This is a genomic window from Nocardia sp. NPDC004340, assembly GCF_053602575.1.
Genome location: NZ_JBSGDW010000018.1, coordinates 44,669 through 70,438, shown reverse-complemented (window position 1 = coordinate 70,438; position 25,770 = coordinate 44,669). Strand labels below are relative to the sequence as shown.

Below are 25,770 nucleotides of genomic sequence, written 5' to 3'. Positions count from 1 at the left end.
TCAACGTCGAGAATTCGAGTTCCCTTGCGCGCCAGACCCATCACCCCACTCAACACGATGAAGCCCCAGAACTCGAATATCCGCTCATGCCGCATACCGCGCTGACCGAACCGGCCAGCGCGGGGCGCGGGCGGCCGGATCCCGTTGCGGTGCAGAACGACCGCAACTGCCGATTACAGGCTCAAGCCCTGCTTCGACGCCGAATTCTGACGCCCCGAGACGTTGTGAGAGGCTCCGGAACTGACCGGGGCCGCCCGGGGGAACAGGAGTGGGTATGCCCAGCTATGAAATTGACGGAGTTATACCGGTTATAGCCGCCGACGCGTTCGTGCACCCGTCAGCGGTGCTGATCGGAGATGTCGTGGTCGAAAGTGGCTGCTACATCGGCCCGGTGGCCAGCGTCCGAGGCGACTTCGGCCCGATTGTCATCGGTGCGGGATCCAATGTTCAGGATGGCTGCGTGCTGCATTCGTTTCCGGGGCGAGAGTTGGTGCTGGAGAACGAATCCCACATCGGACACGGTGCGGTACTGCACGGTTGCGTCATCGAGTCGGGGGCGATGGTCGGCATGAACGCAATCGTGATGGATGGCGCACGGGTGGGAGCCCGCGCGCTCGTGGGCGCCGGAAGCATGGTTCGGGCGGACACGGCGATCCCCGCAGCGCATCTCGCGGTCGGTAACCCGGTCACCGAGACCCGGCCCTTGGATGAGCAGACCTTGCGGTGGAAAGCCAACGGCGTCAAGGTCTATCAGGAATTGGCCAAGAGGTCGTTGGCTTCGATGCGGGAGACCTTACCACTGACCGAGATTCCGATCGACCGCCCGCGGCTCAGCACCGGCCGCGACGTATCGACTCCCTTGCACGAATTGCGCCGCAACGCAGGCAGTAGCTAGTCGTCGAGAAAGGTTGCCGGGGACCGGCGGCGGTCTACAGTGACCGAGAAGACATCGGAGCGAGAGTAGTGGCCGGCGGGATCGAAATCGGCGATCACGAGGCGTTCCGCACCGATCACCGGCTCGACCAGCCAGTCGCCGTCGGGCCCGGCGATCGCGGAGCCGCCGTCATAGCCGGCCGGCTTGCCTTGTGAGATCAGCATGTCTCGCAACGGGAAGTCCTCAGGTACATCGCTGTAGTCGAGCACGGCTCCGGCGGCCAGGGAATAGACCCGACCTTCCAGCGCGACGAATCGGGTGATGTCTCGGGTGTTTCGGACCGATCCGGGCCAGGTGGAGATATGGAGGGTTTCCCCGTCGGCATACAGGGCGTGACGGGCTTGGGGCATCCAGTTCTCCCAGCACGACAGGCCGCCCACCCGGAATCCGGCGACATCGTGAGTACGCAGGCCGTGACCGTCGCCGATTCCCCACACCATCCCCCCACGGCCGCTGCGCCGATAGTCGGAGCAGCATCTCCGACGTCAATGCGCGAGACGACGCGAGCATTACTTTCGAATTCACCGACGCCACGAGTTCTCACGCGGTGACCACCAGCTGATCGGTGGTGCTATCGGGATGCGTCCTTGATGCTCATCGCTTGATTCGCGGCTGCCGTGGCAACGATTTCCGGTACGTCCTCGGCCAGCAAGAAGCCGGCCGCGACCGCCTTGTCGGTTGCCACTCGGAATGCTCGGAGGTAGTCGTCCGGAGGGGGTCCCGGGAGTGGTCGCGTGCAGCCGAACATGATCGCCGGGCCGCCGTCCTCTTGTCCGAGCCCGGACAGCACCACCAGTGGTACGTCCATCCACGGTGTGCGGATGCCACCCAGCGCGTTGCCATGGGCGTCGAGCACCAGTTCCCCGGCGGATTCCGTGAGCCGATCGGCCTGCGCCGGAGCGGGTCCGCCATCGGCCCATTGGGACAGCGCCGCGATGGCTCGCTGGACTACGTAGTGATGTTGTGGCCCGGAATTGATCGGCTCGGGGAAATCGACGCCCAGTGGATTGCGCCGCGGCGCCATCCGCTCGGCCAGCTCCTCCGCGGTCAGGAAGCCCGAGTCGGTGAACGATGCACCGACGCTGTAGGAGTCCGCGTGCGCGGCACCAGCCAGCTCCCAGAGCCGGAACCGGTCGGAGTCGGGCTGGCGGGCGGCAATCGAGCGCATGAGACCGACCACCTCGAACTCGGTTTGGAGCACGAGCACCGGCGCGGTCGAATCCGCACGCACCCGCGTACCGCCGTCCAGCGCCTCGGGGTCCACCAAGCCGGTCAGCGTGGCAGGGCGGCCCGGCCGCCCGTCGATGAGGTACGCGTCGTACGGCGAGCCATGCGGCGCAATGGCATTCACATATGTCACGAGCGTGGCCGCGGATTGGGACTGCCCGGCCGCGAGCAACTGCCGGGTCCCTGGCAGCAGCCTTCGAACCAGTTCTCCCGCCTGCCGGTAGATGTCGTAGCAGTAGGCATCCCCAGGGTGCGACAGATCGGCGTACCGCACCGGATCCGACTGCTTCAGCGGCGGCAGCAGGACCGAGCTCCAGGTGTCGTCTTCCTCGGCGGCCGCGGCCATGACGCTGCCGCCGTGGATCGGCGCGTACTGTGCGGAAACCCCGATCCAGGCCATCCGGGCCCGGATGAGATGCCGGTGTGCCAGCAGCCAGATCGGCGGCGCGTCCGCACCGGAGGAGGCGTTGAGCCACTCCACGACAGCGGTTCCGCAGTAGCCCTCGACCGGCCGGTACACCACGAGTCTGGTCGTGAACGGTGCGAGGCCGTCCGGCTCGGTCGCCCACTCCCCGTCGGCACCGGCCGAGCCGGTCAGGCGGTAGGACCCGGCTGTACCGGACAGGAGGTACTCCTCGGCGACGTAACCGACATCGGACAGTGGGAAGAACGTCGAGATCAGGTTGATCGGACCAGCCACTGGACCGGAAAGCTCCATCCCGAAACCCTAACAAGTGCTTGACCAGCCGGTCGCTTCTGCTTCTGGCCCTGCGTATTTCGGGTTTCGATCCGTACGGGGTTGTGAGAGGCCTCGGTTCAGAACTTGCCGGTGTGGTGTTCGATTCGGTGCCCGATTCGGGCGGAGAATTCGGTGATGAAGTCCTCGGTGAGGGGCGGCCAACTCCAGAAGTCGAAGGCGAGGGTGCCCAGCGCGAAGTTGTCTGGCCATTGCCAGGAGGTGATGGGGCTCGATGTGGTGCAAGAGGGGCAGATTGCTGCGCCGGTGCCTGTCTGTTTCCAGGCGTCGATCGCGTCGGAGAACGGCTGCCATACGGCGGGATCGGCTTCCCATTGTTGTGGGTAGTCGATGATCACGGTGGTGGCCTCGCAGCGTGGGCATACCGCGGAGGTCGGTTCGATGCAGCCCTGTCCGGGGTAGTGGTCGTGGCGGCCGACGATGACAGCGACGGGGCCGGGGACCCAGTCGGCACCCCAGTCCTGGGCGATCTGCGGCCAGTCGGGGCCGGGCATGTAGCCTTCGTCGACCTGGAGGCTGTACATCGCGTCGCGCGAAGTCTGCCGAAGCAGCCATCGCCGCGACACCATCCAGTCCACCATGTGCTCGGCCAACGTGCTCGATTCCGCCGAGGTCACATCGAGGTCGACGATTCGTTCGAAATAGTCACCCATACCCACATGCTGTCACCAGGGACCGACACGGCCCGTGGGGTTCGCACGGCTGGAAAGTCACGGTAAGAGACCGGGCTACCGCAGATGACTCCTTTTGCGGTCTCCGGTTCATTCCGCGAACGCTACGACCAACCGCCGACAAGTTCGACAGACTCTCCTTCGACACGTCCGCACATGCCGCTGATCGTGTTGACCGATGGCAGTGCGCCCTAAGTGGTTGCCGCCGACAGGAGTGTGTTGTCCGCGCAGTGCTTCTTGCGCTCCATGCGCACCGCCACCATGCTGCCGAACGGGCCGACCGCGCCGATGTCGGAGCGTTCCCGTTTCATCGCTGCCGAAGCCATGCCAGCCGGGGTTCTCGCTGGCGACCTGCCGCAAGGTCTTTGCCCTCATCGCCGGTTCCTCTGTGCGCCAGTACTGCTCCGACGGTGGGTCGGTGGATATCGACGTTCGCTGAGCGCTCGACGGCCGCGGCGCCCGCCGGCGAACACACTGATCTGCCGAGTTTCGTACACGAATCTCTGGGTTTGGAGCCGTTACACCGTTGCGCTGGGTGGCAGGCAGGGTCCCGCCATGGTGGAGTTCGCAGATGATGAAATGGCAAGCCCTTCAAGATCCCTCGCAGTGAACCAGTTGGGAGAGAGACTGTCAGAATTACTGTGCCAGAGACAGTGTCGCTGCATACGCCCGTTGCGAGCAGGTGGCTCTGGGAGAGTCTGCCCGGGGGTGGATGCCAAGGAGTGCTGTCGGATGATCGGCTCACCTGGATCGGCGAGGTGAATCTCAATGTTTCACCGGGCGCGTTCAAACTGTTCTCCACAGGAATCAGCGTCACCGACGGCGCAGCGCCGGGACTGGTCGAAATAATCGTGGAGGTGGGAGCGCCCGCCTTCGCTGAGGGTTTGGCGTTTGTCGAGATTGCCGCTGGCTCACGCACCTAATCGCCACCGTTTTCCCCGCTCTTATCAGTCGATAGCCACGGCAGCGGGAAGCGCACGCTATTGCCGCATACCGCGCTGGCCGAACCGGCCGGCGCGGGTGACGGTCGCTGTCGGTGGCCAGCCGCTAGAGACAAGCAGTCATGGTCGGTTCCTCGTCGAACCGGAAGGCCGCCGTCAGGGTTATTTTCTCTGGGAGGTGTAGGCGGGGAGGGCGGAGAGGCTGAGGCGGACGGCTTCGGCGCCGTAGGTGAGCATGTGGCGTTCGTAGGTGTCGAGTGCGTCGAGGAGGGTGGGGGTTTGGGTGAGGGTGCGGCGGAGGAGGTCGGCGTCGCGCAGGGCGGTGTTGGCGCCGTTGCCGCCGGTCGGTGAGGTGGCGTGGATGGCGTCGCCGAGCAGGGTGACCGGGCCGGGGGTCCAGCGTTGGCTGGGTTCGACCACTCGGATGGAGAGCAGGGTGCTGTTGTCGGGGTCGGACTGCTCGATCAGGGCGCGCAGGTCCGGGTGCCAGCCGGGCATTCTGGAAAGCACTGCCTCCTGCGGGGTTTCGGTGCCGAGTGAGCCGTTCGGGGGCAGGATCATGGCCCAGCGCACGTAGTCGTGGATGTCGGGCAGGGTCACTTCGGGGGCCAGCGCTTCGGCGGCCTGCTTCGGTGGGGTGCGGAAACGCATCGCGCCGAGCAGGAGACTCACTCCGTCGCCGGCGATCTTCGAGCCGAATGCTCGGGACAGGCTGGTGAACTGCTCGGTCAGCGGAGTGCGGCCGATGACGAACCGGACGCCCGTGTCGGTCGGGATGGTCTTCGGGGACAGGACCGATCGGACGGCTGAGTTGACGCCGTCGGCTCCGACGAGCAAGTCCGCGGTGACCGGATCGCGATCGGCGAACCGGGCTTCGACCCGGCCGTCGGCCAGCAGGTCGTAGCCGGTCAGTGCGCTGCCGGTGCGCACGGTCAGGCCGGTGAGCAGCAGGTGGCGGAGCACGTCGCGGTCGACCACAATGGCGTTGCGGCCCGGCTCGAGCTCGCCGATCTTGTTGAGCTGCGGGTCCAGGATCAGGCGCTCGCCGTAGGCGTCGCCGACTACGGCGTCCAGTAGCGGGTGCCAGCGCTCGGGTAGGCAGCCGCGCAGCGCGTCGAAGCCCACCTGGTTCAGCACCAGCCGGTAGCCCTGGAACCGGGCCGTGATCGCCGGATCCCGTTCGAACACAGCGGTCTCGATTCCGGCTCCGCGCAGACCTTGCGCCAGGCACAGGCCACCGAGGCCGGCTCCGATAACGGAAACTCGCATTACGCACCTCCGAACGAACTTAGTTCTACTCTAACGAACATTGTTCTACTTGGGGAACTAAGTTCGTGTCAAGCTATAGTGGCCGGCATGCCAGCAGCTCCCCGACAGCGCCGAGCGGCTCGTCACGCCCAATCCGCCGACGAGACCGCGGCGTCCTCGCCCCGCAAGGAACCCATCACGGTCACTCGGATCACCGACGCCGCACTGGAGGTCGTCGCCACCGAGGGCTACGACGCGCTGACCATCCGCCGGGTCGCCGCGCTGCTCGGCACCGGGCCGTCGTCGCTGTACGCGCACATCGTCAACAAGGACGATATCGACGATCTGCTGGTCGGCAGGCTCAGCGCCGAAATCGTGCTGCCCGAACCGGATCCGGCCACCTGGCGCGATCAGCTCCTCGACGTGTTCAGCCAGATCCGCGACCAATACCTGAAATACCCCGGAGTCTCACGCGCCGCCCTGGCCATGGTCCCCACGAACCTCGAGGCCCTGCGGGTCCGGGAGGGAATGTTCGCGATCCTTCTTACGGGTGGAATCGAACCCCGCCCCGCCGCATGGGCATTGGACGCGATGTCCCTCTACGTCAGTGCCTACGCCCTGGAGCAGTCGCTGGTCCAGCAGCGGCGCAAACACCCGAACCAGGAATGGGTCGTCAGCCGCGAGGAACTGGTGCAGCGGTTCACCGCTCTGCCCGCCGACACCTTCCCGCAAACCCGGCGCTACGCCGCCGAACTCACCTCCGGCACCGGCCCCGACCGCTTCACGTTCACCCTCACCCTGATGCTGGACAACCTGCACCCGTCGGCCTGACCGAACCGGCCCCGATGGTGGCACAGCTCGGCCGCACCCAGGGTCTCCGAAAGGTTCGGTGCCCTGGGCTTGCGGACCGGCGGGACTAGCGGATCTCCAACTGATAGGTGACCTCGACCCAGAAGCCGCCGGGCTCGTATTCGCCGCCGAAGGTGAGGACGTAGTCGCCGGGCGCGAGATCGTCGAGGCGAACCCACAGGCCCCACGCCTTGGCCTTGAAGCGGCCGGTGTAGCCGAAGGGGGCGCCCGCTGCCGCCGTGATGCGGAATGCCTTGTCGTTGGTCACTGCTCGTACCGGCAGTGGGACTCCGTTCAAGGCGGCGTGGCCGGACGGCGCGGGCGCCACCGGCACCTCGCCACGCGCGAACAAGCCGTCCGGGACCTTCTGGAACATGTTGAAAGCCGGGAAGAAGATCGGTCGGCCGTGCGGGATCGTGCACCGCCGCTCGACTCGCCCACCGAAAGTGCCTGCCAGGAACCAGACATCCGTCGGCTGATCCATCGCGGCGAACTCGCCGGTCTCGTCGACTACCGGATTCTTGGCGTTCGGCACCGACATCGCCCACTGCCACCATCGTGCCGCCAGCTCGACGTCGCTACTCGCCATCTCTTTACCCCACACAACCATTGACGCGAAGAAGAGCGCGAGCCACGTCGGATCGCCCCCTTCCGAAGTGGACCTTTCGGAGGGTATACGAACCGTCCAGTCCGCGTCGCTGTGCGCCAACCGGGTGTCCGCGGCTGCCGAATCGACTGTGCGCTGAGGAGTTGGCGCCTGTGTTACTTGGGCAGTGTCTCTTGCCGTCGACGCTGTGCGTGCCCTCCGGGCTCCGGAATATGTTGGCTCGCATACGCACCTTGGCTTGGAGCCGTGATGGAGTCGGTGCTGGAGGAGATCCGACGGTTTCTTCCGCTCGCCAGCGTGATCCACAGCTTCCGTACCTGGCCTAGGTGAGCCGGAAACCGGGCCCATGGACAGCGACGAGAAGGGCTGGCCGCCGGCAAACGTCGAAAGCCTGTGGGCGATTGATCCTTGACAGGTGACGGGAAGTGGGGGAGTGTACTGAACATGTTCAGTGAACGTGTTCAGTCGCGGGTCGAGGCGCGTGACTCGACGCGGCGGAAGGTGTTGGCGGCGGCTGAAAGGCTGTTCCGTGCACAGGGTTTCGCAGCGACAACCGTTCGGCAGATCGCCGCGGACGCCGGGGTCAGCACGGGGTCGGTGATGGCGGTCGGGGACAAGGACGCGTTGCTGGTCGCGGTGTTCGACGAATGGATCGGGGCGGTTCATCGGGCTCGTGGCGAGGGTGGGGAACTGCCCGAGGCGCCGGGCGAGGCTGTCATGGCGTTGTTCGAGCCGTTCATCGTGTACTTCGCGCAGGATCCCGGGCTGTCTCGCGAGTACAGCTCGATCATCGTCCGTGGCACGCACGAATCGGCGATCTTCGCCGAGCTCGCACTGGCGCTGGTCGCTGAAATCGAGAACGTGCTCGCGGGGACTGGGCTGGATAGGGCGGAGGCCGCGCGGCGGGCGCGGATCGTGTACTTCGCCTACCTGGGCATCGTGATGACCGCGGGAAATCAGGCCGCTGTCGGCGGGTCGCCACTCGAACAACTGCGTGAGGTCATCGGCTTCGCGCTGAGTGGGCCCGCCGACGGAAATCACTGACCGCGTATCGAATACGCGGTCCGGTTCGAATAGGGGAGAAACCGATGAAAATCGTGGTAGTGGGTGCTGGATACGCGGGAACCATCGCGGCGAACCGGCTGGCCAGGAGGGTGCGGGACGCGGAGATCACCGTGGTCAATCCGCGTGCGGAGTTCGTCGAGCGAGTTCGGTTGCATGAACAGATAGCCGGAACAGGGAGTGCGGCAACGCCTTTGACCGCGATGCTGCGGGCGGGAATCGCCTTGCGTGTCGGCGCGGTCGACAAGATCGGCGACGGCGTCCTGACCATGGGTGATGGTGGCGAACTCGGGTTCGACTACGCGGTGCTGGCGGTCGGCAGCACCGTGGAGGCACCGGCGGGCGCGGTCCCGGTGGGCACCTGGGAGGGGGCGCGGCAGGCACGAAACCAGCTGGGGCAGTTGACCGAGGACAACACGGTGACGGTTGTCGGGGGTGGATTGACCGGGATCGAGACCGCGAGTGAGATCGCCGCGGCACACCCGCGCCTGCGGGTCCGCCTGGTGGGCGCGGCCATCGGCGCGAGCTTGTCCCCGGGAGCGCAGCAGCGTGTGATCGACGCCCTCGAACGGCTGGGGGTGGACCTCGTACGAGACACGGTCGTCGACGTGGACGCCGGTGGCGGCACGATCACCCTCGGCTCGGGTGAGGTGCTGGCATCGGAGCTCACGCTGTGGGCGATCGTGTCGGGGGTGCCCGATCTGGCTGCGCGCAGCGGCCTGCCGGTGACCCGCGACGGTCGTGCGGTGGTCGACGAGTTCCTGCGCAGCACAGGTGATCCGAGGATCTTCGTCGTCGGCGATTGCGCCGCCGTGCCGAACGCCCGATTCGCCTGCGCGACCGCCACACCGCAGGGCGCGCACGCGGCCACGACGCTGGCGCGGTTGATCGCGGGCCGGGCGCCGAAGCGATTCTCCATGGGCTACACCGGCCAAGCGCTCAGCCTCGGGCGCCGAGACGGGGTCGTGCAGGCCTCGCGCCGCGATGACGTTCCACGCCGGCTCTATGTCTCCGGACGACTGGCCGCGTTCAGCAAAGAATCGATCAACCGGTACGCGAAATACGGCTCGCGCACAGCCAATTACGCGTGGCTGCCGGGTGCTGCGACGCAGTGAGACGGCGGCGCTCGGAACGATAACCAAGATCTCTGACACGCCAATGTGGACGATGCACACCGTGTTTCGAGCGCGAGGAGGAATCGTCGGCCGGGGCATGTTCGCCGGCCGCGTTCGAGGCCGTAACCTCGTGCACGAGTAGGGAATTGATCTGAGCGGAGAGGCCGGGCGGCCCCGAGTCCGGGGCAAACCGGTTGGGGGTCAGGGCTGTTCGCGCCAGGGGGCGAGGAGGAGGGTGCAGGCTCGGTGGACGTCGGAGACGGCTTGGGGGGTGGTGAGGCGGCCGGCGATGGTCCAGGTGAGGATGCCGTAGGTGCATTGTTCGAGGAGGCGGGCCAGGCGGCGGTCCTCGTCGGTGGGGGTGGTGATGCCGGCGGCGGAGAGGATGCGCTCGGGCATGACGTGGTCGGTTTCGAGGGCGGCCGCCGCGGCGGAGGAAGCCGCGGCGGGGGGTTCGGCGCGCAGTGCGTGGCCTTCGGCGCGGACGGCGTTCATCGAGACGATCATGGCGCGGGCCAGGTGGGGGTGGCGGAGGAGTTCATCGACGGCGGCGGCCAGGAATTCGGACGCGCCCGTGATCGGGTCGCCGGGAACCGGGGTGGGGTGGGGCAGTTCGCGGACAGCGCCGTCGAGGACGCCTGCGAAGAGGTGGTGTTTGGAGGGGTAGTAGCGGTACAGGGTGCCGAGGGCTACTCCGGCGGACTGGGCTACTTCGGACATCTGGACTCGTTCGAGGCCGTGCTCGGCGCCGAGGCGGGCGGCGGAGCGGAGGATGGCGCGCTGGCGTTCCAGCTGCCGGGCCGTCGAGACGCGGCCGGGGGCGCGGGAGTCCTGGATGCGCGGCATGGAACCACCTTCTGTCCGATAACTAGAATTCACTCTAGTTTTTCTGGGTGGAAGTTTGTAGAACTGGAAGGGACCGAGTTCGATCTCACAGGTGAGGGAGTCGCAATGAGCGGTGTAGACCCGCAGCGTTATGGGCCGTGGGCGGTCATCACCGGGGGATCGGAGGGGGTCGGACGGTCGTTCGCGAGGGAACTCGCGGCCGCCGGGATCGGGCTGCTACTGGTGGCTCGGCGGGCCGAACCGCTGGAGGCCACGGCCGCGGAATGCCGGGAGCTCGGGGTCGAGGTGCGGACGCTCGCAACCGATCTGACCGACCCGGCGGCGGTAGGCCGGATCGTGGCCGCGGTCGAGGACGTCGAGGTCGGGCTGCTGGTGCTCAATGCCGGGGCCAATACCCACAGTGCGCCCTTCATCGACGGCGATCTGACCGCGTTCCAGCAGGTCATCGATCTGAACATCACCGCGCCGCTCGGACTGATCCACCACTTCGGGGCGCGGATGAAAACCCGTGGGCGGGGCGGGATCCTGATGGTCGGGTCGCTCGCGGGATATCTGGGGTCGCAGCATCACACCGTGTACGGCGGGGTGAAGGCGTTCGGGCGGATCTTCGCCGAAAGCCTGTGGCTCGAACTCGGCGAATACGGGGTCGACGTCCTGGAACTGGTGCTCGGGGTGACGCGGACACCCGCCATGGAACGGGTCGGCCTCAACTTCGACGTGCCCGGCATGACGGTGTCCGAACCCGATGACGTGGCGCGCGAAGGACTGTCGAACCTCGGGCACGGTCCGGTCCACATCATGTCCGGCAACGAGGCCGGGGCCGCGCAGCGCAACGACCCGGATCGGGCGACCGCCGTGCTGCGCGCCGATCGCGGAATGCGACGGCTCATGGGACTGCCCGAGCGGGTGGCGCGATGACCGTGCGGCTCGGACTGTCCACACCCATCGTCGTGCAGTTTCCGGGGATCGCGTCACCGTGGGAAGCCACGGCCGGGGCGGAGGAACTCACCCGGATCGCCAGGGCCGCCGACGAACTCGGGTTCGACCACCTCACCTGCGCCGACCACGTCGGGGTGCCCGCCGCGGCGGCCGCCGTGCGGGGCGCGACCTACTGGGATCCCCTCGCGACACTGTCCTACCTGGCCGCGCACACCAGCCGGATCCGGCTCGCCACCTCGGTGCTCGTGCTCGGCTACCACCATCCGCTGGCGCTGGCCAAGAGCTACGGGACCCTCGACCGGCTGAGCAACGGCCGCGTCGTGCTCGGCGTCGGAGTCGGTTCTCTCGCCGAGGAATTCGCGCTGCTCGGCGCGGCCTGGGAGGACCGGGGCGCACTCGCCGACGCGGCATTGGCACGACTGAAACGGGCCTGGGGCCGCCGGGAAGCCGAGGACTTCGTCATCGAACCCCACGCGATCGACCACGCCGTGCCGATCTGGGTCGGCGGCCGCACCCGCCGGTCCCTGCGCCGGGCGGTGACACTCGGCACCGGGTGGGTGCCGTTCGGGCTGAAGGCCGAGCAGATCGCCGACATGCTCGCCACAGTCACCGTTCCCGAGGGCTTCGACATCGTGCTCTCGCCCGGCGCCCCGCTGGATCCGCAAGGCGACGAAGCGGATTCGCTGCGCAGGCTCACGGCATTGTGCGACGCGGGCGCCACCCACCTGACCTGCACCGTGCGCGCCACCGACGCCGGGCACTACTGCGAGCAACTCGCCGCTCTCCGCGAACTCGTCGACCGCAATCTCGTCTAGCAGAAGGATTCCCATGACCGACGAGCGTCTCGCCGCCCTCGAAGCCCGGCTGCTGCGGCTCGAGGACGAGCTCGCCATCACGCGACTGATCGCCTCCTACGGCCCGCTCGTGGACGCCGGGGTCGCCGACGAGGTCGCCGAATTGTGGACCGAGGACGGCGAATACGACGTCGAGGGCTGGCACATGCGCAGCCGCGACGACGTGCGCGCCATGGTCGACTCGACCGCGCATCAATCACTGATCGCGGCCGGATCGGCGCATTTCCTGGGCCCGGCGGCGGTCACCCTGGATGGCGACACCGCCGAAGCCGTGTGCGAATCCCTGCTGATCCGCCACCGCGACGGCGAGTTCTTCGTCTGGCGTGCCGGGGCCAACCACTTCCGGCTCGCCCGTACCCCCGAAGGCTGGCGGTTCACCAGTCGTGTCACCCGCGTTCTGGACGGTTCCGACACGGCTCGCGGACTGCTCCGCGCGCCCTGGACCGGCGCGAATATCACTTCCGAATAGAAATGAGGGTCCCCTAACGACAGGGCCGCTTCACCCAGTTATGGTTAGCGTCACCTAACGCCGAACCTGGGCGTTTCGTTGGAAGGACTGACATGAACGGACGAGCGAGCGGTACCCCGGTCCGCAAGACCCTGCTGCGGGTGTCCGCGCTGGGTGCGGCGCTGGTCGTGGCGGCGGCGTGCGGCAGCACGAAGTCGGACTCCGACGACGTCAAGGCCCTCGACGGCAACCATTACGCCCAGGTCAACATCGCCTCCAACAAGGCATCCGACAAGGCCCAGTTCACCGACCCCAACTTCATCAACGCCTGGGGCATCGCGGACCGGCCCAAGGGCGCGGGCGGCCACTTCTGGGTCGGCGCGGGCGGCTACTCCTTCCAGTACGTCGGCGACGTCACCAAGTCCCCGGACGCCAAGTACCAGAAGATGTTCCAGGACCCGCTCAAGCTGGTCACCATCCCCGGCGCCGACTCCATCCCGGACGAGGACGGCGACGAGGGCGAGGGCAAGACCACCGGCGTCGTCTTCAACCCGGCCCCGATCACCTCCGACATCTTCCTGGTGAAGGACCAGCCCGTCAGCTACGACGGCAAGGACGAGAAGCTCACCGGCTCCGCGCGATTCATCTTCGCCACCGACTCCGGCAAGATCTCCGGCTGGACCGAGCAGGGCGCGGGCGGCGCGATCGTCCGCCACGACGGCCCCGCTGTCCTCGAATACGACGGCACCGCCCAGGGCATGAACTTCAAGGGCATCGCCCTCGACCCGTCCGGCACCAAGCTGCTGGCCGCCGACTTCGGCAAGGACCCGCAGGTCCGCACCTTCGACAAGAACTGGAAGCTGGTGCCCACCACCGGTTTCGCCAACCCCTTCGCCACCGGTGACGCCGTCGACCCGGCCGACGCCACCAAGGGCAAGAAGATCAAGGTCGGCGACCCGGCCCCGTTCAACGTCGCCACCATCGGCGACCGCGTGTTCGTCACCTACGCCATCACCGGCTCCGAGGGCGGCGACCCGAACAAGCTCAAGGTCGGCGAAGAGGACTCCCTCGACAAGGACCAGGAGAAGAAGGAAGGCAACAAGGCCAAGAAGGGCCAGGTCGCCGAATTCGACAAGAGCGGCAAGCTGGTTCGCACCATCGACGCCGACGGCCGCCTCAACGCGCCGTGGGCCGTCGTCGTCGCCCCGCAGGGCTTCGGACCGCTCTCCGGCAAGCTGCTGATCGGCAACTTCGCCGGCGCCGGCCACATCCTCGCCCTCGACGACCAGTCCGGCAAGTTCGTCGACTACCTGCGCGACGCCGACGGCAAGCCCGCCGAGATCGACGGCCTGTGGGGTCTGATGTTCGGCAACGGTGAGAGCCTCGGCGACGCCGACGCGCTGTACTTCACCGCCGGGCCGAACTCCGAGAAGGAAGGCCTCTTCGGCAGCCTGCGGCTGAAGTAAGCCACGAAACCTACGGGCCCCGAGCTGAACTCAGCTCGGGGCCCGAGTTCTTTCCGGGTCTCAGTGCGCGCCGTGACGGAGACCGTAGATGGCGAGGCGGACCCGGTTGGGGGAGCCGGTCTTCGCCATCAGGTTGGTGACGTGGGTTTTGACGGTGGTGACGCCCAGGACCAGGCGTGCGGCTATCTCGGCATTGGACAGGCCCTCGGTGAGCAGGGCCAGCACATCCGCCTCACGACGGGTCAGCGTGAACAGTTCCGGGGGAGTGTCGAGTTCGCCGTCGGCGCGTGCGGCCACCGCCGATTCGACCAAGCGGTGCAGGACGTCCGGGGAGAACGGGCGTTCGCCGATCGCGGCGCGGCGGATGCCGTCGAGCAGGTCGGCGGGAGCGGCGTCCTTGACGAGGAATCCGCAGACCCCGGCTTCCAGCGCCGGATACAGGTGATCGTCGTCGTCGAAGGTGGTCAGGGCCAGCACCCGGGCGGACGGGCGGGCGGCCAGGATGCGTTCGGTCGCGCGGATTCCGTCCATGCCGGGCATGCGCAAGTCCATCAGGATGACGTCGGGTGTGGTGTCCGCGGCCAGTCGCACGGCGTCCGAACCGGCGGAAGCCTCGCCGATCACCTCCAGGTCGTCGGCGGTGTGGCACAGCATGCGCAGGCCCGCGCGGACCAATTGCTGATCATCGACGAGGAGTACGCGGATCGTCATGCGGCCGCGCCGATGCGCCGGGGGAGACGGGCGGTGATCCGCCAGCCGGAACCGTTCGGTCCGGCGTCGAACAGGCCGTCCAGCAGCTCGACGCGTTCGCGCAGCCCGATCAGGCCGACCCCGCCGGGCAGCCGGGACGGGGCCGGTCGTGGAGAGCCGTTGTCCCGCAAGGTGAAATCGAGGTCGCCGGTGCTGTCGACGGAGATGGTCAACCACACGCTGGTCTCCGGTCCGGCATGTTTGACGGCATTGGACAGCCCTTCCTGGGTCAGGCGCAGCACGGTCAGTGCGCGCAAGGCGTCCACCGCGGCGATGTCCTCGGCCACGGTCGTGGTCACGGCCAGGCCGCCACGGCGGGCGCGTTCGACGGTCTCGGTGAGCGCGGCGGGCAGGTCCGCCGGGGCCAGGAAGGATGCGCCGTCACTTGCCGGATCGCGCAGGATCGTCACCAATTTCCGCAGATCGGTGAGGGTTTGCTTGCCGGTGGCGTGGATGTCGTCGAGGACCTCGAGGAGTACGGGCGGCGCGTCCGGTACCGCGTGGCGGGCGACTCCGACCCGCAGCACGGTCGAGGAGACATGATGGGCGATCAGGTCGTGGAGTTCGCGGGCGATGGCGGTCCGTTCGGATTCCCGGGCTGCGGCGATCTCGCCCGCCCGGCGCTGCTCGAGCGCGTCGGCCTCACGGGCGGACTGTTCGGCGTGGGCCCACGCGGCGCGCAGCAGACCGCCGATGAACAACGGCAACACGGCCATCACCACCGCGCGATACAGCATCACCGCCGTTCCGCCGACCGGATGCAGCAGGTAGGCGGCCCCCAAGGCGACCGCGGCCAGGCATGAGCGCCAGCCGCCGCGGCGAGCGGTCAGCTCCGCGAGGGCGAATGCCGCCGCCACCTTCGCGACAATCGGTCCGGTATGGCCGAATTCGAAGCCGAGGACCAGCAGTCCGGTCGTCAGCAAAGAGGCCGCCATCGGGCGGCGCACCCCGAGAGCTGTCGCCAGCACCGCGAGAAGGCCTGTCGCCCAGTCGAAGACCGTCGGCTGGTTCCCGAGCAGCAGCAGGCAACCGGCTGCCGGCACCGCGAGTATGGCGAGGCGGACCGGCAGCATGCGCTCGCCGAGCAGCGACTCGGCACTTCGGGTGACGCCGGAGGAACCAACCACGTTCCCATGATGGCGCACGCGCGGGGCGTGGCGATTCCTCCGCAGGGAGGAGATCGTTCTCCGACATCGGGCCATTGGGAGGGGCCCGTGGTCGGATCCCTCGCGGCGGTTCGGCGGCGAGGGTGAAAGGCATGAGCCTCAACGACAATCCGACGAACGACGACGCGAAGACGGGTAAGTCCTCTGATCCGGACGCGCAGTCACCACAGCGGGGTCCCAGCCGCCGCCGGGTCCTGGGTGCGGTGGCCGGGGGACTGGTGGCCGGCGCGGCCGCGGGGGTCGCGAGCGGAGTCGCGCTCGCGGCCGACGCGAATCCGCCACACCTGCGCCCCTCGGCGCGACGGTTCGAGAACAAGGTCGTCGTGATCACCGGAGCGACCTCCGGGATCGGCGCCGCCGCGGCTCGCCTGTTCGCCGCCGAGGGCGCGCGCGTCGCGTTCTGCGGACGCCGCGTCGACCGGGGTCGCGCCGTCGAGCGCGAGATCCGCTCGGCGGGAGGCGAAGCCACCTACATCCACGCCGACGTCCTGATCGAATCCGACGTCCGCGACTTCGTCGACGCCGCGGTGCAGCGCTACGGCGGACTCGATGTCGCGTTCAACAATGCGGGCATCACCATCCAGAAGCCCCTGCACGAGTACTCCGCCGACGAGTTCGACCGTGTCGTGAACACCAACCTGCGCGGCAGCTTCCTGGCCACGAAATACGAGATCCCGCACCTGATCCGCCGCGGCGGCGGAACGATCGTGGTCACCGCGTCGAGCAACGCGCTTGCCACCGATTCGGGCCGCGCCGCCTACACGGCGAGCAAACGAGGTCTCGTCGGCCTGGTCCAATCCGCGGCACTGGACTACGCGGGTCACGGGATTCGCGTCAACGCCCTGGTCCCGGGAACCACCGACACCGACCTCGTCCGCAACGCGAGCCCGATCGGCCACCTACCCGACGACGCGTACCGGGTCGCCATGAAGCAGTGGGCCGCATCGAATGTGCCCGGCCTGGGCAGGCTCGCCACGCCGGAGGAGATCGCGGCCTTCGCGCTGACCCTGGCCTCGCCCGAGTTCCCCTACCTCACCGGCGCGCAACTGGTGATCGACGGCGGAAAGACCGCACACGCTTGATGATTCCCTCAGCTCGCTCCCACCCCCAGCGCGGTGAGCAGCACCAGAACGACGGTGATCACGGCGAACAGGCCGTGGCCGCCGACCACCAGCACGGGGAAATGCCGTTCCGCCGGTTCCCGGCCCGGGATCGACACCGGAGCCGGTTCCGCGTCGGCAACGCGGGACGCCCGGTAGATCGGGAGCCAGCGCAGCAGCATCACGAAACCGAGCGCCGCCACCGGCACCAGGAAGCCGAAGGCGACCCAGGCCAGAGCGTCGGAATCGACGACGAGATAGATGATCCACAGCACCAGCCCGATCACGGCCAGCAGGAAATGGCCGAAGATGACGGGCGGGGGCAGGTGGCTGGTACGTGGTTCGCGCACACCGCCTTTGGCGATCCAGGTGCCGAGCAGGACGAAGCCACCCGTTGCGGTGAGCAGCCAGGTGATCAGTGCCGCGATGGCCATGACGAACTCCTGTCGTATGCGAGGGGATGGGGATTCAGCGGCGGAAACCCTCCGCCTGGGTGGACTCGTCGGCGACCCGGACGCCGTAGCGGTAAGCGAGCTTGCCGCCGAGATAGCCGGAGACCGACAACGTCGCCAGCGCGACCAGCGACAGCACCAGCGGGCCGATCGGCACCGCGCCGTCGGGCGAGCCGCGCCACCAGAAGTCCAGGGCGAACGCCGCGGTCACCGCCAGATTCAGGCTCAGGTGCGTCAACCCGATGCGGAAGGCCGTGGTTCCGGCCGGAATGGCCAGGAAATCCAGGAACCCGACGGTCGCCGCGGCCAGCGCGCCCAGCACGCCGATGGCGATCAGCCACCGCGCGCCGTACGCCAGCGCGTCCGGATCTCCCGCCACATGTGAGGCCAGGTCGAAGACCACGCTCGCCACCCACGCCCCGATGGGCACGGTGACCAGGATCGGATGGAACGGATGGCCGTAGGGCCCGGCCAGCGCCGCACTCACCGGACGCTTCGCCCGCTGGGGATCAGCGGTCATGACAACCTCCCAACCAGGTCGGACAGGGCTACTTGCCGCATACCCGTTCCCGCTCGGAGATCACGATCGGCGCTATCGTGAGTTCGCGTGACCAGCGCTTCCGAGCCGACCCCGACCGCCGCCCTGGCCGATCTGGCGGCCCTGGAGGACCCAAGGCCCGCGCCGTCGATGAGCGGCACGGCGACGACCACGGCGTCAACCTCACCAAGCTGCGTGCCCTCGCCATCGACATCGGCGAACGTCTCGAGGTGGGGGCTAGTCCATGGCTTTGCCGACGAACCAGAGGGTGAGGACGGCGCCCAGGGCGATGCCGGCGCCGTAGTGGCCGGGGGAGAGGGCGTAGGTGTAGGTGGATGCGGCGAGGATGACCGCGGCGGTGATGAAGAGCAGTCGCTTCACGTTTGGCTCCACAAGGCGGGATTCAACCGTATGAGGGGCGGGGACCGGCGCACCATGGGATGGGCGGCGTGGTGGCGGTGGTGGGGCGCCCGGGGGCGAGTCGGGGGGAATTGGGCAGGGGAGCGATGAATTCGGGGCCGGGACGCCGTCGTATCAGGTAAGCGCGCGAGACATTCGACTACTGATCGGCAAGGAGCACACTGATGCGCAAGGTAACGGCGGGACTGTTCATTTCGCTCGACGGAATCGTGGCGGAGCCCCAGGACTGGCACTTCCCGTACTTCAATGACGAGATGGGGGAAGCGGTTTCGGCTCAGATCGCCGGGGCGGACACCCTGGTGTTCGGGCGGGCCACCTATGAAGGGTTCGCGGGAGCATGGCCCGAGCGGGAGGCCGCGGGCGGCGAGGACGCCGGATTCGCGAAGGCGCTCGGCGATATGCGGAAAGTCGTGGTCTCGCACCAGGAGCTGGAGTTCACGTGGCGGAACTCCGAGCAGCTGCGCGGCGACCTGGTCGAGGGCGTCACGGCGCTCAAGGCGGAAGACGGCGGGGACATCGCGATGAGCGGATCGCCGTCGGTGGTGGTGCAGCTGCTCGCCGCCGGACTCGTGGACGAGCTGCATCTGCTGGTGCATCCGGTGGTGCTGCGCAACGGTGGTGTGCGGCTGTTCGACGAGGGGAATTCGGTTCCGCTGCGGTTGATCTCGGCCACGCCGTTCAAAACCGGGGTGGTGCACATGGTGTACGGGCCGGCCGAGGAGCCCGCGCCCGCGGGATACGCGGAGGCGGCGGGTCTCATCTCCTGATCACCCACCGACGCGAAAGCCGGTCCCGGGAACCGAACCCGGGACCGGCTTTTCGATGTCGAGCGGCCTACTTGCCGTAGGAGCCACCGGCCGAGCCGCTGGCCACCAGGCACAGCGGGTTGTTGACCATCAGCATCTGCGCCGAACCCGACGACGAACCGGTGAGCCCGGAATCGAGGGCGGGCGTGTTCGGCGGAGTCGCGGCGGGATCGCCCGAACCGCCCAGGCGCATGGACCGGCCGTCGGAGTTCGGATCCGCCGGGGCGCCCAGCAGATCCAGCACCGTCGGGGTGATGTCGGCCAGCGCGTAGCCGTTGTTCTGGGCGCCGGCGGTGAAGTCGGGGCCGCGCGCGATCACGAAACTCGCTGTCTCGTAGGCGCTCTGACCGCCGTGCCCGCCCTCGGGCTTGTGGCCGTGATCGGTGGTCACCAGGATCGTCCAGCGCTCGTCGGCGTGCGTGCGGGCCCGGTCGTCCACCGCCTTGGTGATATTGCCGACCAGCGTGTCCACCCGGCCGATGGCGTCACGGTAGGCCTGCGGCCACACCCCGCGCAGCGTGTGGCCGACGATGTCGACCTGATCGAGGTGGGTGAAGGTGAAATCGGCGCCGTCGTCGGTGATCGAGGACACCACCTTCGACGCCGCGACCGAATCCGCCGTCGTCTCACAGACTCCCGCGCCCGTCGGGTCGACCTGCGTCACCGACACCTTGTCGGCCGCCGGACTTCCGGTCCGCGCGATCATGCCGATCTTGTCCCAGGTGCCCAGCGACGCCGTCGCCAGACTCGGCTTGTAGCGCTCCAACTGCGTGAACACCGTCGGATACTGCGCGAAAGGCGTGGGGTTGCAGGTGGCGTCGTTGTCCTTGATGCCGTGCTTGGTGTCCCACACGCCGGTCAGCGCCGTCGCCCACGAGACGCAGGACATGGTGGTGTGCGGGGCGATCGAGGTCCGGGCCAGGGTGCCCTGCGCGGCCAGCAGGCCCAGGTTCGGCGCGTTCGCCGCCTGCACCTCGCTCCACAGGGTGCCGTCGATGCCGATCACCACGACCTTGTTCACCACGGGAGCGGCCGTCGCCGGGGCGGCCGACGCCAGCGGGAGTGCGGCCAGCGCGACGGCGGCCACCCATGCACGAGTTCCAGACATGCGCGGCAGGTTAGCGGGGGTTCGGCACTTCCGCAGCAAATTCGGACAATTGACCAAAAATGGTCCGCTGATAGTGAACGGCTACCGCCGCCGGCGGGCCCGCTGCTGCTCGATCGCCTCGAAACGCAACTGCAGACCGTCGGTGAAGGCCGACAGCGCCAATTCGAAACTCTCGGCATCGATTTCGTCGGCCTTGGCGCGCAGCAGGTGCGCCTGCTCGAGATGCGGGTAGCGGTCCCGATACACCTGCACGTCGTCGACGAAGCCGCGCGAGAAGGAACCCATGGTCGCGCCCATGACCAGATAGCGGGTGGCCGCGCCGATCATGGTGGCGTCGCGCGGCGGCCAGCCCGCGGCGACCAGACCGCCATGGACCGCGTCGGCGGCGCGCAGATTCTCGTCGCGGGTGCCGGGGCCCGCCGCCAGGTAGGCCACGAAGTTGGGGTGCCGGACCAGGGCGTCGCGATAGGAGTGCGCCCAGTGGGTGAGGCCGACCCGCCAGCCCTGATCGAACGCCGAGACGTCGACGCGGGCCATCAGACCGCCCGCGATGTCGTCGAGCACCGCGTCCTTGGTGGGGTAGTGGGTGTAGAGCGAGGCCGCCTGCACGCCCAGTTCGGCGGCCAGCTTGCGCATGGAGAGCTCGCCGAGCCCGTCACGGTCGATCAGGGTCAGGGCCGCGTCGCGAATGCGTTCGCGGCTCAGCAACGGCACTTTCGGCCGGGCCATCGGGCTCACCTCCTGCGGTCGATCGGCCGGTGCGACACCGGCGGACGTCGAATTTAACACCCGGTCCTTGATAAACCGAACACTGTTAGGATAACTTCGAGTCATAAACCTAACAACGTTTGGTTAGGAGCTATCGCAACCATGGACTTCGAACTCGGCGAGTCGCAGCGCGAACTACGCGAACTGGCCCGCGCCTGGGTCGACAAGGAAGTCGTCCCGTACGCCGCCGCGTGGGACCGGGCCGAATCGGTGGACACCGCCATCGTCGGCAAACTCGGCGACATGGGCTTCCTCGGCATCGAGATCCCCGAGGAGTACGGCGGCTCCGGCGGCACCGCCCTGGACTACTGCCTGCTGCTCGAGGAACTCGGCCGCGGCGACAGCTCGGTGCGCGGCATCGTGTCGGTGTCCCTGGGCCTGGTGTCGAAGTCGATCAAGACCTACGGGACCGAGGCGCAGAAACGGGAATGGCTGCCGCGGCTGTGCGCCGGGCAGGCGCTGGGCTGCTTCGGGCTCACCGAACCCGGCACCGGCTCGGACGCGGGCAGCCTGATCACCAAAGCCGTTGCCGACGGCGACGATTGGCTGCTGTCCGGCACCAAGATCTTCATCACCAACGGCACCTGGGCCGATGTCGCCATCATCTTCGCGCGCACCGGCGGGCCCGGACCCAAGGGCGTCACCGCGTTCCTGGTGCCCACGGACGCACCCGGTTTCACCCGCACCGAGATCAAGGGCAAGCTCGGGCTGCGCGGCCAGGCCACCGCCGAACTGGTTCTCGACCAGGTCCGGGTGCCCGACGCCAATCGGCTCGGTGACCTCGGCCAGGGCTTCAAGATCGCCATGGCCGCCCTCGACAAGGGCCGCATGGGTGTGGCCGCCGGATGCGTCGGCGTCGCGCGCGGCTGCCTCGAGGAGTCGGTGAAATACGCCGGGCAGCGCGAGCAGTTCGGCAAGCCGATCGCCGCGTATCAGCTGGTCCAGGAACTCATCTCGGACATCGCCGTCGACGTGGAGGCGGCGCGGCTGCTCACCTGGCGGGTCGCGGACCTGGTGGAGAAGGGCAAGCCGTTCGGCACCGAGGCCTCGGTCGCCAAACTCTTCGCCAGCGAGGCCGCGGTGAAGGCCGCCAACAATGCCATCCAGGTGTTCGGCGGCTACGGCTACATCGACGAGTACCCGGTCGCGAAGTACCTGCGCGACGCCCGTGTCCTCACCCTCTACGAGGGCACCAGCCAAATCCAGAAACTGCTCATCGGCCGCGCCCTCACCGGCGTGAACGCCTTCAACTGACCACTCACCCAGGGAGATACCCAAGATGTCGAAAGTCGCAGTCGTCACCGGCGCCGCCCGCGGAATCGGCGCGGGCACCGCGGCCCGCCTGGCCGCCGACGGATTCGCCGTCGCCATCGTCGATCTCGACGAAGCCGCCTGCAAGGACGCCGTGGACGCCATCGCCGCCGCGGGCGGGACCGCGATCGCGGTGGGCTGCAACGTCACCGACGAGGCCCAGGTCGCCGCCGCGTTCGAACGCGTCGCCGCGGAACTGGGCTCGGTGGACGTGCTGGTCAACAACGCCGGCGTGCTGCGCGACAACCTGCTGTTCAAGATGTCGGTCGACGACTGGGATCTGGTCATGTCCGTGCACCTCAAGGGCGCCTTCCTGTGCACCCGCGAGGCGCAGAAGTACATGGTGAAGCAGAAGTCCGGCAAGATCGTGAACACCTCCAGCGTGTCCGCGCTCGGCGCCCGCGGGCAGGCCAACTACTCGGCCGCCAAGATGGGCATCCAGGGCCTGACCCGCACGCTCGCCATGGAATTGGGGCCGTTCGGCATCAATGTGAACGCCGTCGCGCCCGGATTCATCGTCACCGAGATGACCGACGCCACCGCCGCCCGCGTCGGCGTCTCGCCCGAGGAGTTCCGCGCCGAGGCCGCCAAGATCACGCCGCTGCGCCGCGTGGGTGAGCCCGCCGACATCGCCAACGTGGTGTCGTTCCTGGTCTCCGACGACGCCTCGTTCGTCACCGGGCAGACCATCTACGTCGACGGCGGCCGTCGCCTCTAATCGCGAGAGAGATTTCCATGCAGAGAACAGTTTTCGACAAAGACCACGACGCCTTCCGCGAGACCGTGCGCGCCTTCATCGAATCGGAGGTCGTGCCGGTCTACGAGGAGTGGTACGCCGCCGGGATCGCGCCCCGCGACTTCTACTACAAGCTGGGCGAACTCGGCGTCTTCGGCATCGAGGTGCCCGAGGAGTACGGCGGCGCGGGCATCGAATCGTTCAAGTTCCAGGCCATTCTGATGGAGGAGTGCGCGCGGGCGGCGGTGTCGTTCGGCGGTTCCGGGGTGCACGTGGGTCTGTGCCTGCCCTACATCAAGAACCTGGCCACCGCGGAGCAGAAGCAGCGCTGGCTGCCCGGCTTCGTCACCGGCGAGATCATGTTCGCCATCGCCATGACCGAACCCGGCACCGGCTCCGACCTCGCCGGAATGCGCACCACGGCAAAGCTTTCCGAGGACGGCACGCACTACGTGCTGAACGGGTCCAAGACCTTCATCACCGGTGGTGTGCTCGCCGACCGGGTGATCGTGTGCGCCCGCACCGCCGCGCCCGCCGAGCACGATCGCCGCCACGGCATCTCGCTGTTCGTGGTGGACACCACGTCCGCCGGGTACAGTGTCGGCCGCAAGCTCGACAAGCTGGGCCTGAAGGTCTCCGACACCGCCGAACTCAACTTCACCGACGTGCGGGTGCCGGTCGAGGATCTGCTCGGCGAGGAGCACAAGGGCTTCTCCTACCTCGGCCAGAACCTCCCGCAGGAGCGGCTGTCCATCGCCGTCGGCGCGTACGCGCAGGCCAAATCCGCGATTCGGTTCGCCAAGGAATACACCCAGCAGCGCAATGTCTTCGGGCAGCCGGTCGCCAGCTTCCAGAACACCAAGTTCGAGCTCGCCGCCTGCCAGGCCGAGGTGGACGCCGCCGAAGCCGTGGTCGACCGGGCGCTGGAAGCCCTCGACGCCGGCACCCTGACCGCCGCGGACGCCGCGTCGGCCAAGCTGTTCTGCACCGAGGTCGCCCACCGGGTCATCGACCGCTGCCTGCAGCTGCACGGCGGGTACGGGTTCATCAATGAATACCCGGTCGCCCGCCTCTACGCCGACAACCGCGTCAACCGGATCTACGGCGGCACCAGCGAAGTCATGAAGATGATCATCGCGAAGGACATGGGGCTGTAGATGAACGCGACCCTGTCCCTGGCCAGCATCCTCGCCGAACCGGCGTGGCGGCGGCCCGACCAACTCGCCCTCATCGAGGGCGAACAGCGCATCACCTTCCGCGAACTGTGGCGGCAGGCGCGCGAACAGGCCGGGGCCCTCATCGAACTCGGGGTCCGGCCGGGGGACCGGGTCGCGCTCATGGGACCCAATACCGCGGACTTCCCGCGCGCGTACTTCGCCATCCTGGCGGCGGGCGCGATCGTGGTGCCGGTGCATCTGCTGCTCACCGCCGACGAGGCCGAATACGTGCTGCGCGACAGCGGGGCCACGGTGATGGTGTGCCATCCGATGGTCGAGGCCGTCGGCCAGGAGGCGGCGAGCCGCGCCGGAATCCCCTGCGTGAACCCGAAAGAGCTGACCGGGGAAGCGATCCCGGCGTTCGTGGCCCGCAGTCCGCTCGACACCGCCGTCGTGTTCTACACCAGCGGCACCACCGGCCGCCCCAAAGGCGCGGAACTCAGCCACCTCAATATGGTCATGTGCGCGACGGTCAACGCCTTCGACGCCAACGAGGTCAAACGTGAGGACATCGCGCTGGGCGCGCTGCCGCTGTTCCACGTGTTCGGGCAGACCGTGTCCATGAACTCGCACTGGCGGCTCGGCGCGACCCTGGTCCTCATGCCGAGATTCGATGCGGCACAGGCCATCGAGCTCATGGTCGCCGAGAACGTCAACACCTTCCACGGCGTGCCCACCATGTACCACGGGCTGCTCGAGGCCGCGGCGACCGCGACCACGCTGCCCGCGCTGCGGCTGTGCATCAGCGGCGGCGCGGCCATGCCGCCGGTCATCATCGAAGAGTTCGAGAAGGTGTTCGGCGCGCACATCCTCGAGGGCTACGGGTTGTCCGAAACCTCGCCCACCGCAACGGTGAACCAGCCGCTGCTCGGCCCCGAGACCGGCACCGTCGGGCACCCGGTGTGGGGCGTCGACGTCGAGATCGCCGACGCCGCCGTCCGCGAACGCATCGACCTGCAACCCGCCGGCACCATCGGCGAGGTCGTGATCCGCGGCCACAATGTGTTCGGCGGCTACACCGGACGACCCGACGCCACCGCGGAAGTCATGGTGGACGGCTGGTTCCGCACCGGCGACCTCGGCGTCAAGGACGAGGACGGCTACCTGCGGATCGTGGACCGGATCAAGGAGATGATCATCCGCGGCGGGTTCAACGTGTACCCGACCGAGGTCGAGGCCGCGCTGCTGCGGCACCCGGACATCTCGCAGGTCGCGGTGATCGGGGTACCGGACGAGAACTACGGCGAGGAGATCCTCGCGGTCGTCGTGCCGTCGGGACCACTCACCGCCGAGGACGTCATCGAGTACGCGAAAGAGCATGTGGCCCGGTACAAGTACCCGCGTCGCGTCGAGTTCGTCACCGAGTTGCCGATGGGGCCGACCCACAAGATCCTCAAGCGCGAATTGAAGCAGCGATACCTCTGAAGGGCAGGA

Annotated in this window: 29 protein-coding genes; 15 read left to right on the top strand and 14 right to left on the bottom strand. The window is 67.9% G+C overall.

Annotated features, from left to right (window positions below):
- Positions 1 to 274 precede the first annotated feature (274 nt).
- On the top strand, positions 275 to 895 hold the full coding sequence (locus ACWEOI_RS34760) for a gamma carbonic anhydrase family protein (RefSeq protein WP_452362320.1): 621 nt from the start codon (positions 275 to 277) through the stop codon (positions 893 to 895).
- Here ACWEOI_RS34760 and ACWEOI_RS34755 read toward each other — a convergent pair.
- The 4 genes from ACWEOI_RS34755 to ACWEOI_RS34740 all read right to left on the bottom strand — a co-directional run bounded on the left by ACWEOI_RS34755 (position 892) and on the right by ACWEOI_RS34740 (position 3,915).
- Positions 892 to 1,374, bottom strand: a complete 483-nt coding sequence (locus ACWEOI_RS34755) for a nitrilase-related carbon-nitrogen hydrolase (RefSeq protein WP_452362319.1) — start codon at positions 1,372 to 1,374, stop codon at positions 892 to 894. The two genes, ACWEOI_RS34760 and ACWEOI_RS34755, sit on opposite strands and share 4 nt — an antisense overlap.
- Before the next feature lie 131 nt (positions 1,375 to 1,505).
- On the bottom strand, positions 1,506 to 2,861 hold the full coding sequence (locus ACWEOI_RS34750) for an alpha/beta hydrolase domain-containing protein (protein WP_452362318.1): 1,356 nt from the start codon (positions 2,859 to 2,861) through the stop codon (positions 1,506 to 1,508).
- Positions 2,862 to 2,977: 116 nt separating this feature from the next.
- Positions 2,978 to 3,571, bottom strand: coding sequence for a hypothetical protein (locus ACWEOI_RS34745; RefSeq protein WP_452362317.1), 594 nt, complete (start codon positions 3,569 to 3,571; stop codon positions 2,978 to 2,980).
- Between the two features lie 209 nt (positions 3,572 to 3,780).
- Positions 3,781 to 3,915 (bottom strand): hypothetical protein, encoded by a 135-nt coding sequence (locus ACWEOI_RS34740; protein WP_452362316.1) that lies wholly within the window; start codon positions 3,913 to 3,915, stop codon positions 3,781 to 3,783.
- Positions 3,916 to 4,311: 396 nt separating this feature from the next.
- On the opposite strand from ACWEOI_RS34740, the gene ACWEOI_RS34735 reads away from it, so the two are divergent.
- The gene (locus tag ACWEOI_RS34735; RefSeq protein WP_452362315.1) at positions 4,312 to 4,512 is read left to right on the top strand and encodes a hypothetical protein; all 201 of its coding nucleotides are present in this window, start codon (positions 4,312 to 4,314) and stop codon (positions 4,510 to 4,512) included.
- A 180-nt stretch (positions 4,513 to 4,692) separates the two neighbouring features.
- Here the strand turns inward: ACWEOI_RS34735 and ACWEOI_RS34730 are convergent, their stop codons facing one another.
- Positions 4,693 to 5,799, bottom strand: coding sequence for an FAD-dependent oxidoreductase (locus ACWEOI_RS34730; RefSeq protein ID WP_452362314.1), 1,107 nt, complete (start codon positions 5,797 to 5,799; stop codon positions 4,693 to 4,695).
- Between the two features lie 87 nt (positions 5,800 to 5,886).
- On the opposite strand from ACWEOI_RS34730, the gene ACWEOI_RS34725 reads away from it, so the two are divergent.
- Positions 5,887 to 6,609 (top strand): TetR/AcrR family transcriptional regulator, encoded by a 723-nt coding sequence (locus ACWEOI_RS34725; protein ID WP_452362313.1) that lies wholly within the window; start codon positions 5,887 to 5,889, stop codon positions 6,607 to 6,609.
- An 85-nt stretch (positions 6,610 to 6,694) separates the two neighbouring features.
- Here ACWEOI_RS34725 and ACWEOI_RS34720 read toward each other — a convergent pair whose 3' ends face one another.
- The gene (locus ACWEOI_RS34720; RefSeq protein ID WP_452362312.1) at positions 6,695 to 7,216 is read right to left on the bottom strand and encodes a hypothetical protein; all 522 of its coding nucleotides are present in this window, start codon (positions 7,214 to 7,216) and stop codon (positions 6,695 to 6,697) included.
- 462 nt (positions 7,217 to 7,678) lie between these two features.
- On the opposite strand from ACWEOI_RS34720, the gene ACWEOI_RS34715 reads away from it, so the two are divergent.
- Entirely contained in the window at positions 7,679 to 8,278 is a 600-nt protein-coding gene (locus ACWEOI_RS34715; RefSeq protein WP_433666854.1) for a TetR family transcriptional regulator, read from the top strand.
- A 44-nt stretch (positions 8,279 to 8,322) separates the two neighbouring features.
- The gene (locus ACWEOI_RS34710) at positions 8,323 to 9,411 is read left to right on the top strand and encodes an FAD-dependent oxidoreductase (RefSeq protein ID WP_433666853.1); all 1,089 of its coding nucleotides are present in this window, start codon (positions 8,323 to 8,325) and stop codon (positions 9,409 to 9,411) included.
- 201 nt (positions 9,412 to 9,612) lie between these two features.
- Here the strand turns inward: ACWEOI_RS34710 and ACWEOI_RS34705 are convergent, their stop codons facing one another.
- Positions 9,613 to 10,257, bottom strand: coding sequence for a TetR family transcriptional regulator (locus tag ACWEOI_RS34705; RefSeq protein ID WP_452362311.1), 645 nt, complete (start codon positions 10,255 to 10,257; stop codon positions 9,613 to 9,615).
- 105 nt (positions 10,258 to 10,362) lie between these two features.
- Here ACWEOI_RS34705 and ACWEOI_RS34700 point away from each other — a divergent pair, with 105 nt between their 5' ends.
- From ACWEOI_RS34700 to ACWEOI_RS34685, 4 genes are all read left to right on the top strand, one after another.
- Positions 10,363 to 11,175 carry an SDR family NAD(P)-dependent oxidoreductase gene (locus ACWEOI_RS34700; protein WP_452362310.1) on the top strand — a complete coding sequence of 271 codons (813 nt, stop codon included), beginning with the start codon at positions 10,363 to 10,365 and terminating at the stop codon, positions 11,173 to 11,175.
- A gap of 2 nt (positions 11,176 to 11,177) precedes the next feature.
- A complete protein-coding gene (locus ACWEOI_RS34695; RefSeq protein WP_452362323.1) occupies positions 11,178 to 12,011 on the top strand; it encodes a TIGR03619 family F420-dependent LLM class oxidoreductase in 834 nt (277 codons plus the stop codon).
- A 13-nt stretch (positions 12,012 to 12,024) separates the two neighbouring features.
- The gene (locus ACWEOI_RS34690) at positions 12,025 to 12,519 is read left to right on the top strand and encodes a nuclear transport factor 2 family protein (protein WP_452362309.1); all 495 of its coding nucleotides are present in this window, start codon (positions 12,025 to 12,027) and stop codon (positions 12,517 to 12,519) included.
- Between the two features lie 92 nt (positions 12,520 to 12,611).
- Complete coding sequence (locus ACWEOI_RS34685) at positions 12,612 to 13,964, top strand: TIGR03118 family protein (RefSeq protein ID WP_452362308.1); 1,353 nt, start codon at positions 12,612 to 12,614, stop codon at positions 13,962 to 13,964.
- Positions 13,965 to 14,024: 60 nt separating this feature from the next.
- Here ACWEOI_RS34685 and ACWEOI_RS34680 read toward each other — a convergent pair whose 3' ends face one another.
- Together ACWEOI_RS34680 and ACWEOI_RS34675 are read right to left on the bottom strand one after the other, a co-directional pair.
- Positions 14,025 to 14,675 carry a response regulator gene (locus ACWEOI_RS34680; protein WP_452362307.1) on the bottom strand — a complete coding sequence of 217 codons (651 nt, stop codon included), beginning with the start codon at positions 14,673 to 14,675 and terminating at the stop codon, positions 14,025 to 14,027.
- Entirely contained in the window at positions 14,672 to 15,841 is a 1,170-nt protein-coding gene (locus ACWEOI_RS34675) for a sensor histidine kinase (RefSeq protein ID WP_452362306.1), read from the bottom strand. The genes ACWEOI_RS34680 and ACWEOI_RS34675 overlap by 4 nt, the downstream gene beginning before the upstream one ends.
- A 131-nt stretch (positions 15,842 to 15,972) precedes the next feature.
- On the opposite strand from ACWEOI_RS34675, the gene ACWEOI_RS34670 reads away from it, so the two are divergent.
- A complete protein-coding gene (locus tag ACWEOI_RS34670; protein WP_452362305.1) occupies positions 15,973 to 16,962 on the top strand; it encodes an SDR family NAD(P)-dependent oxidoreductase in 990 nt (329 codons plus the stop codon).
- Positions 16,963 to 16,970: 8 nt separating this feature from the next.
- On the opposite strand, the gene ACWEOI_RS34665 is transcribed toward ACWEOI_RS34670, so the two are convergent.
- The 3 genes from ACWEOI_RS34665 to ACWEOI_RS34655 all read right to left on the bottom strand — a co-directional run bounded on the left by ACWEOI_RS34665 (position 16,971) and on the right by ACWEOI_RS34655 (position 18,351).
- Positions 16,971 to 17,414: a hypothetical protein gene (locus ACWEOI_RS34665; RefSeq protein WP_433666845.1), complete on the bottom strand. Its 444-nt coding sequence runs from the start codon at positions 17,412 to 17,414 to the stop codon at positions 16,971 to 16,973.
- A 34-nt stretch (positions 17,415 to 17,448) separates the two neighbouring features.
- Positions 17,449 to 17,952: a DUF2231 domain-containing protein gene (locus tag ACWEOI_RS34660; RefSeq protein ID WP_452362304.1), complete on the bottom strand. Its 504-nt coding sequence runs from the start codon at positions 17,950 to 17,952 to the stop codon at positions 17,449 to 17,451.
- A 255-nt stretch (positions 17,953 to 18,207) separates the two neighbouring features.
- Positions 18,208 to 18,351: a hypothetical protein gene (locus ACWEOI_RS34655; RefSeq protein WP_379278321.1), complete on the bottom strand. Its 144-nt coding sequence runs from the start codon at positions 18,349 to 18,351 to the stop codon at positions 18,208 to 18,210.
- 203 nt (positions 18,352 to 18,554) lie between these two features.
- Between ACWEOI_RS34655 and ACWEOI_RS34650 the strand changes: the two genes are divergently transcribed.
- The gene (locus ACWEOI_RS34650; protein ID WP_452362303.1) at positions 18,555 to 19,157 is read left to right on the top strand and encodes a dihydrofolate reductase family protein; all 603 of its coding nucleotides are present in this window, start codon (positions 18,555 to 18,557) and stop codon (positions 19,155 to 19,157) included.
- A gap of 67 nt (positions 19,158 to 19,224) precedes the next feature.
- Here ACWEOI_RS34650 and ACWEOI_RS34645 read toward each other — a convergent pair whose 3' ends face one another.
- The gene (locus tag ACWEOI_RS34645; protein ID WP_433666841.1) at positions 19,225 to 20,304 is read right to left on the bottom strand and encodes an alkaline phosphatase family protein; all 1,080 of its coding nucleotides are present in this window, start codon (positions 20,302 to 20,304) and stop codon (positions 19,225 to 19,227) included.
- Between the two features lie 81 nt (positions 20,305 to 20,385).
- A complete protein-coding gene (locus ACWEOI_RS34640) occupies positions 20,386 to 21,033 on the bottom strand; it encodes a TetR family transcriptional regulator (protein WP_433666840.1) in 648 nt (215 codons plus the stop codon).
- A 141-nt stretch (positions 21,034 to 21,174) separates the two neighbouring features.
- On the opposite strand from ACWEOI_RS34640, the gene ACWEOI_RS34635 reads away from it, so the two are divergent.
- The 4 genes from ACWEOI_RS34635 to ACWEOI_RS34620 are packed head-to-tail and all read left to right on the top strand — an operon-like array spanning position 21,175 to position 25,761.
- Positions 21,175 to 22,326 (top strand): acyl-CoA dehydrogenase family protein, encoded by a 1,152-nt coding sequence (locus tag ACWEOI_RS34635; RefSeq protein WP_452362302.1) that lies wholly within the window; start codon positions 21,175 to 21,177, stop codon positions 22,324 to 22,326.
- A 25-nt stretch (positions 22,327 to 22,351) separates the two neighbouring features.
- Entirely contained in the window at positions 22,352 to 23,101 is a 750-nt protein-coding gene (fabG, locus tag ACWEOI_RS34630; RefSeq protein ID WP_452362301.1) for a 3-oxoacyl-ACP reductase FabG, read from the top strand.
- A 17-nt stretch (positions 23,102 to 23,118) separates the two neighbouring features.
- A complete protein-coding gene (locus ACWEOI_RS34625; RefSeq protein ID WP_433666837.1) occupies positions 23,119 to 24,276 on the top strand; it encodes an acyl-CoA dehydrogenase family protein in 1,158 nt (385 codons plus the stop codon).
- Entirely contained in the window at positions 24,277 to 25,761 is a 1,485-nt protein-coding gene (locus ACWEOI_RS34620; RefSeq protein ID WP_452362300.1) for a long-chain-fatty-acid--CoA ligase, read from the top strand.
- Positions 25,762 to 25,770 lie beyond the last annotated feature (9 nt).

Bases quoted from the DNA above. Each gene is read 5' to 3' on its own strand.
- ACWEOI_RS34760 (WP_452362320.1), top strand. From the start codon at position 275: ATGCCCAGCTATGAAATTGACGGAGTTATACCGGTTATAGCCGCCGAC.
- ACWEOI_RS34755 (WP_452362319.1), bottom strand. From the start codon at position 1,374: ATGGTGTGGGGAATCGGCGACGGTCACGGCCTGCGTACTCACGATGTC.
- ACWEOI_RS34745 (WP_452362317.1), bottom strand. From the start codon at position 3,571: ATGGGTGACTATTTCGAACGAATCGTCGACCTCGATGTGACCTCGGCG.
- ACWEOI_RS34740 (WP_452362316.1), bottom strand. From the start codon at position 3,915: ATGGCTTCGGCAGCGATGAAACGGGAACGCTCCGACATCGGCGCGGTC.
- ACWEOI_RS34730 (WP_452362314.1), bottom strand. From the start codon at position 5,799: ATGCGAGTTTCCGTTATCGGAGCCGGCCTCGGTGGCCTGTGCCTGGCG.
- ACWEOI_RS34725 (WP_452362313.1), top strand. From the start codon at position 5,887: ATGCCAGCAGCTCCCCGACAGCGCCGAGCGGCTCGTCACGCCCAATCC.
- ACWEOI_RS34720 (WP_452362312.1), bottom strand. From the start codon at position 7,216: ATGGCGAGTAGCGACGTCGAGCTGGCGGCACGATGGTGGCAGTGGGCG.
- ACWEOI_RS34715 (WP_433666854.1), top strand. From the start codon at position 7,679: ATGTTCAGTGAACGTGTTCAGTCGCGGGTCGAGGCGCGTGACTCGACG.
- ACWEOI_RS34710 (WP_433666853.1), top strand. From the start codon at position 8,323: ATGAAAATCGTGGTAGTGGGTGCTGGATACGCGGGAACCATCGCGGCG.
- ACWEOI_RS34705 (WP_452362311.1), bottom strand. From the start codon at position 10,257: ATGCCGCGCATCCAGGACTCCCGCGCCCCCGGCCGCGTCTCGACGGCC.
- ACWEOI_RS34700 (WP_452362310.1), top strand. From the start codon at position 10,363: ATGAGCGGTGTAGACCCGCAGCGTTATGGGCCGTGGGCGGTCATCACC.
- ACWEOI_RS34690 (WP_452362309.1), top strand. From the start codon at position 12,025: ATGACCGACGAGCGTCTCGCCGCCCTCGAAGCCCGGCTGCTGCGGCTC.
- ACWEOI_RS34685 (WP_452362308.1), top strand. From the start codon at position 12,612: ATGAACGGACGAGCGAGCGGTACCCCGGTCCGCAAGACCCTGCTGCGG.
- ACWEOI_RS34680 (WP_452362307.1), bottom strand. From the start codon at position 14,675: ATGACGATCCGCGTACTCCTCGTCGATGATCAGCAATTGGTCCGCGCG.
- ACWEOI_RS34670 (WP_452362305.1), top strand. From the start codon at position 15,973: ATGAGCCTCAACGACAATCCGACGAACGACGACGCGAAGACGGGTAAG.
- ACWEOI_RS34665 (WP_433666845.1), bottom strand. From the start codon at position 17,414: ATGGCCATCGCGGCACTGATCACCTGGCTGCTCACCGCAACGGGTGGC.
- ACWEOI_RS34660 (WP_452362304.1), bottom strand. From the start codon at position 17,952: ATGACCGCTGATCCCCAGCGGGCGAAGCGTCCGGTGAGTGCGGCGCTG.
- ACWEOI_RS34650 (WP_452362303.1), top strand. From the start codon at position 18,555: ATGCGCAAGGTAACGGCGGGACTGTTCATTTCGCTCGACGGAATCGTG.
- ACWEOI_RS34645 (WP_433666841.1), bottom strand. From the start codon at position 20,304: ATGTCTGGAACTCGTGCATGGGTGGCCGCCGTCGCGCTGGCCGCACTC.
- ACWEOI_RS34640 (WP_433666840.1), bottom strand. From the start codon at position 21,033: ATGGCCCGGCCGAAAGTGCCGTTGCTGAGCCGCGAACGCATTCGCGAC.
- ACWEOI_RS34635 (WP_452362302.1), top strand. From the start codon at position 21,175: ATGGACTTCGAACTCGGCGAGTCGCAGCGCGAACTACGCGAACTGGCC.
- fabG (WP_452362301.1), top strand. From the start codon at position 22,352: ATGTCGAAAGTCGCAGTCGTCACCGGCGCCGCCCGCGGAATCGGCGCG.
- ACWEOI_RS34625 (WP_433666837.1), top strand. From the start codon at position 23,119: ATGCAGAGAACAGTTTTCGACAAAGACCACGACGCCTTCCGCGAGACC.
- ACWEOI_RS34620 (WP_452362300.1), top strand. From the start codon at position 24,277: ATGAACGCGACCCTGTCCCTGGCCAGCATCCTCGCCGAACCGGCGTGG.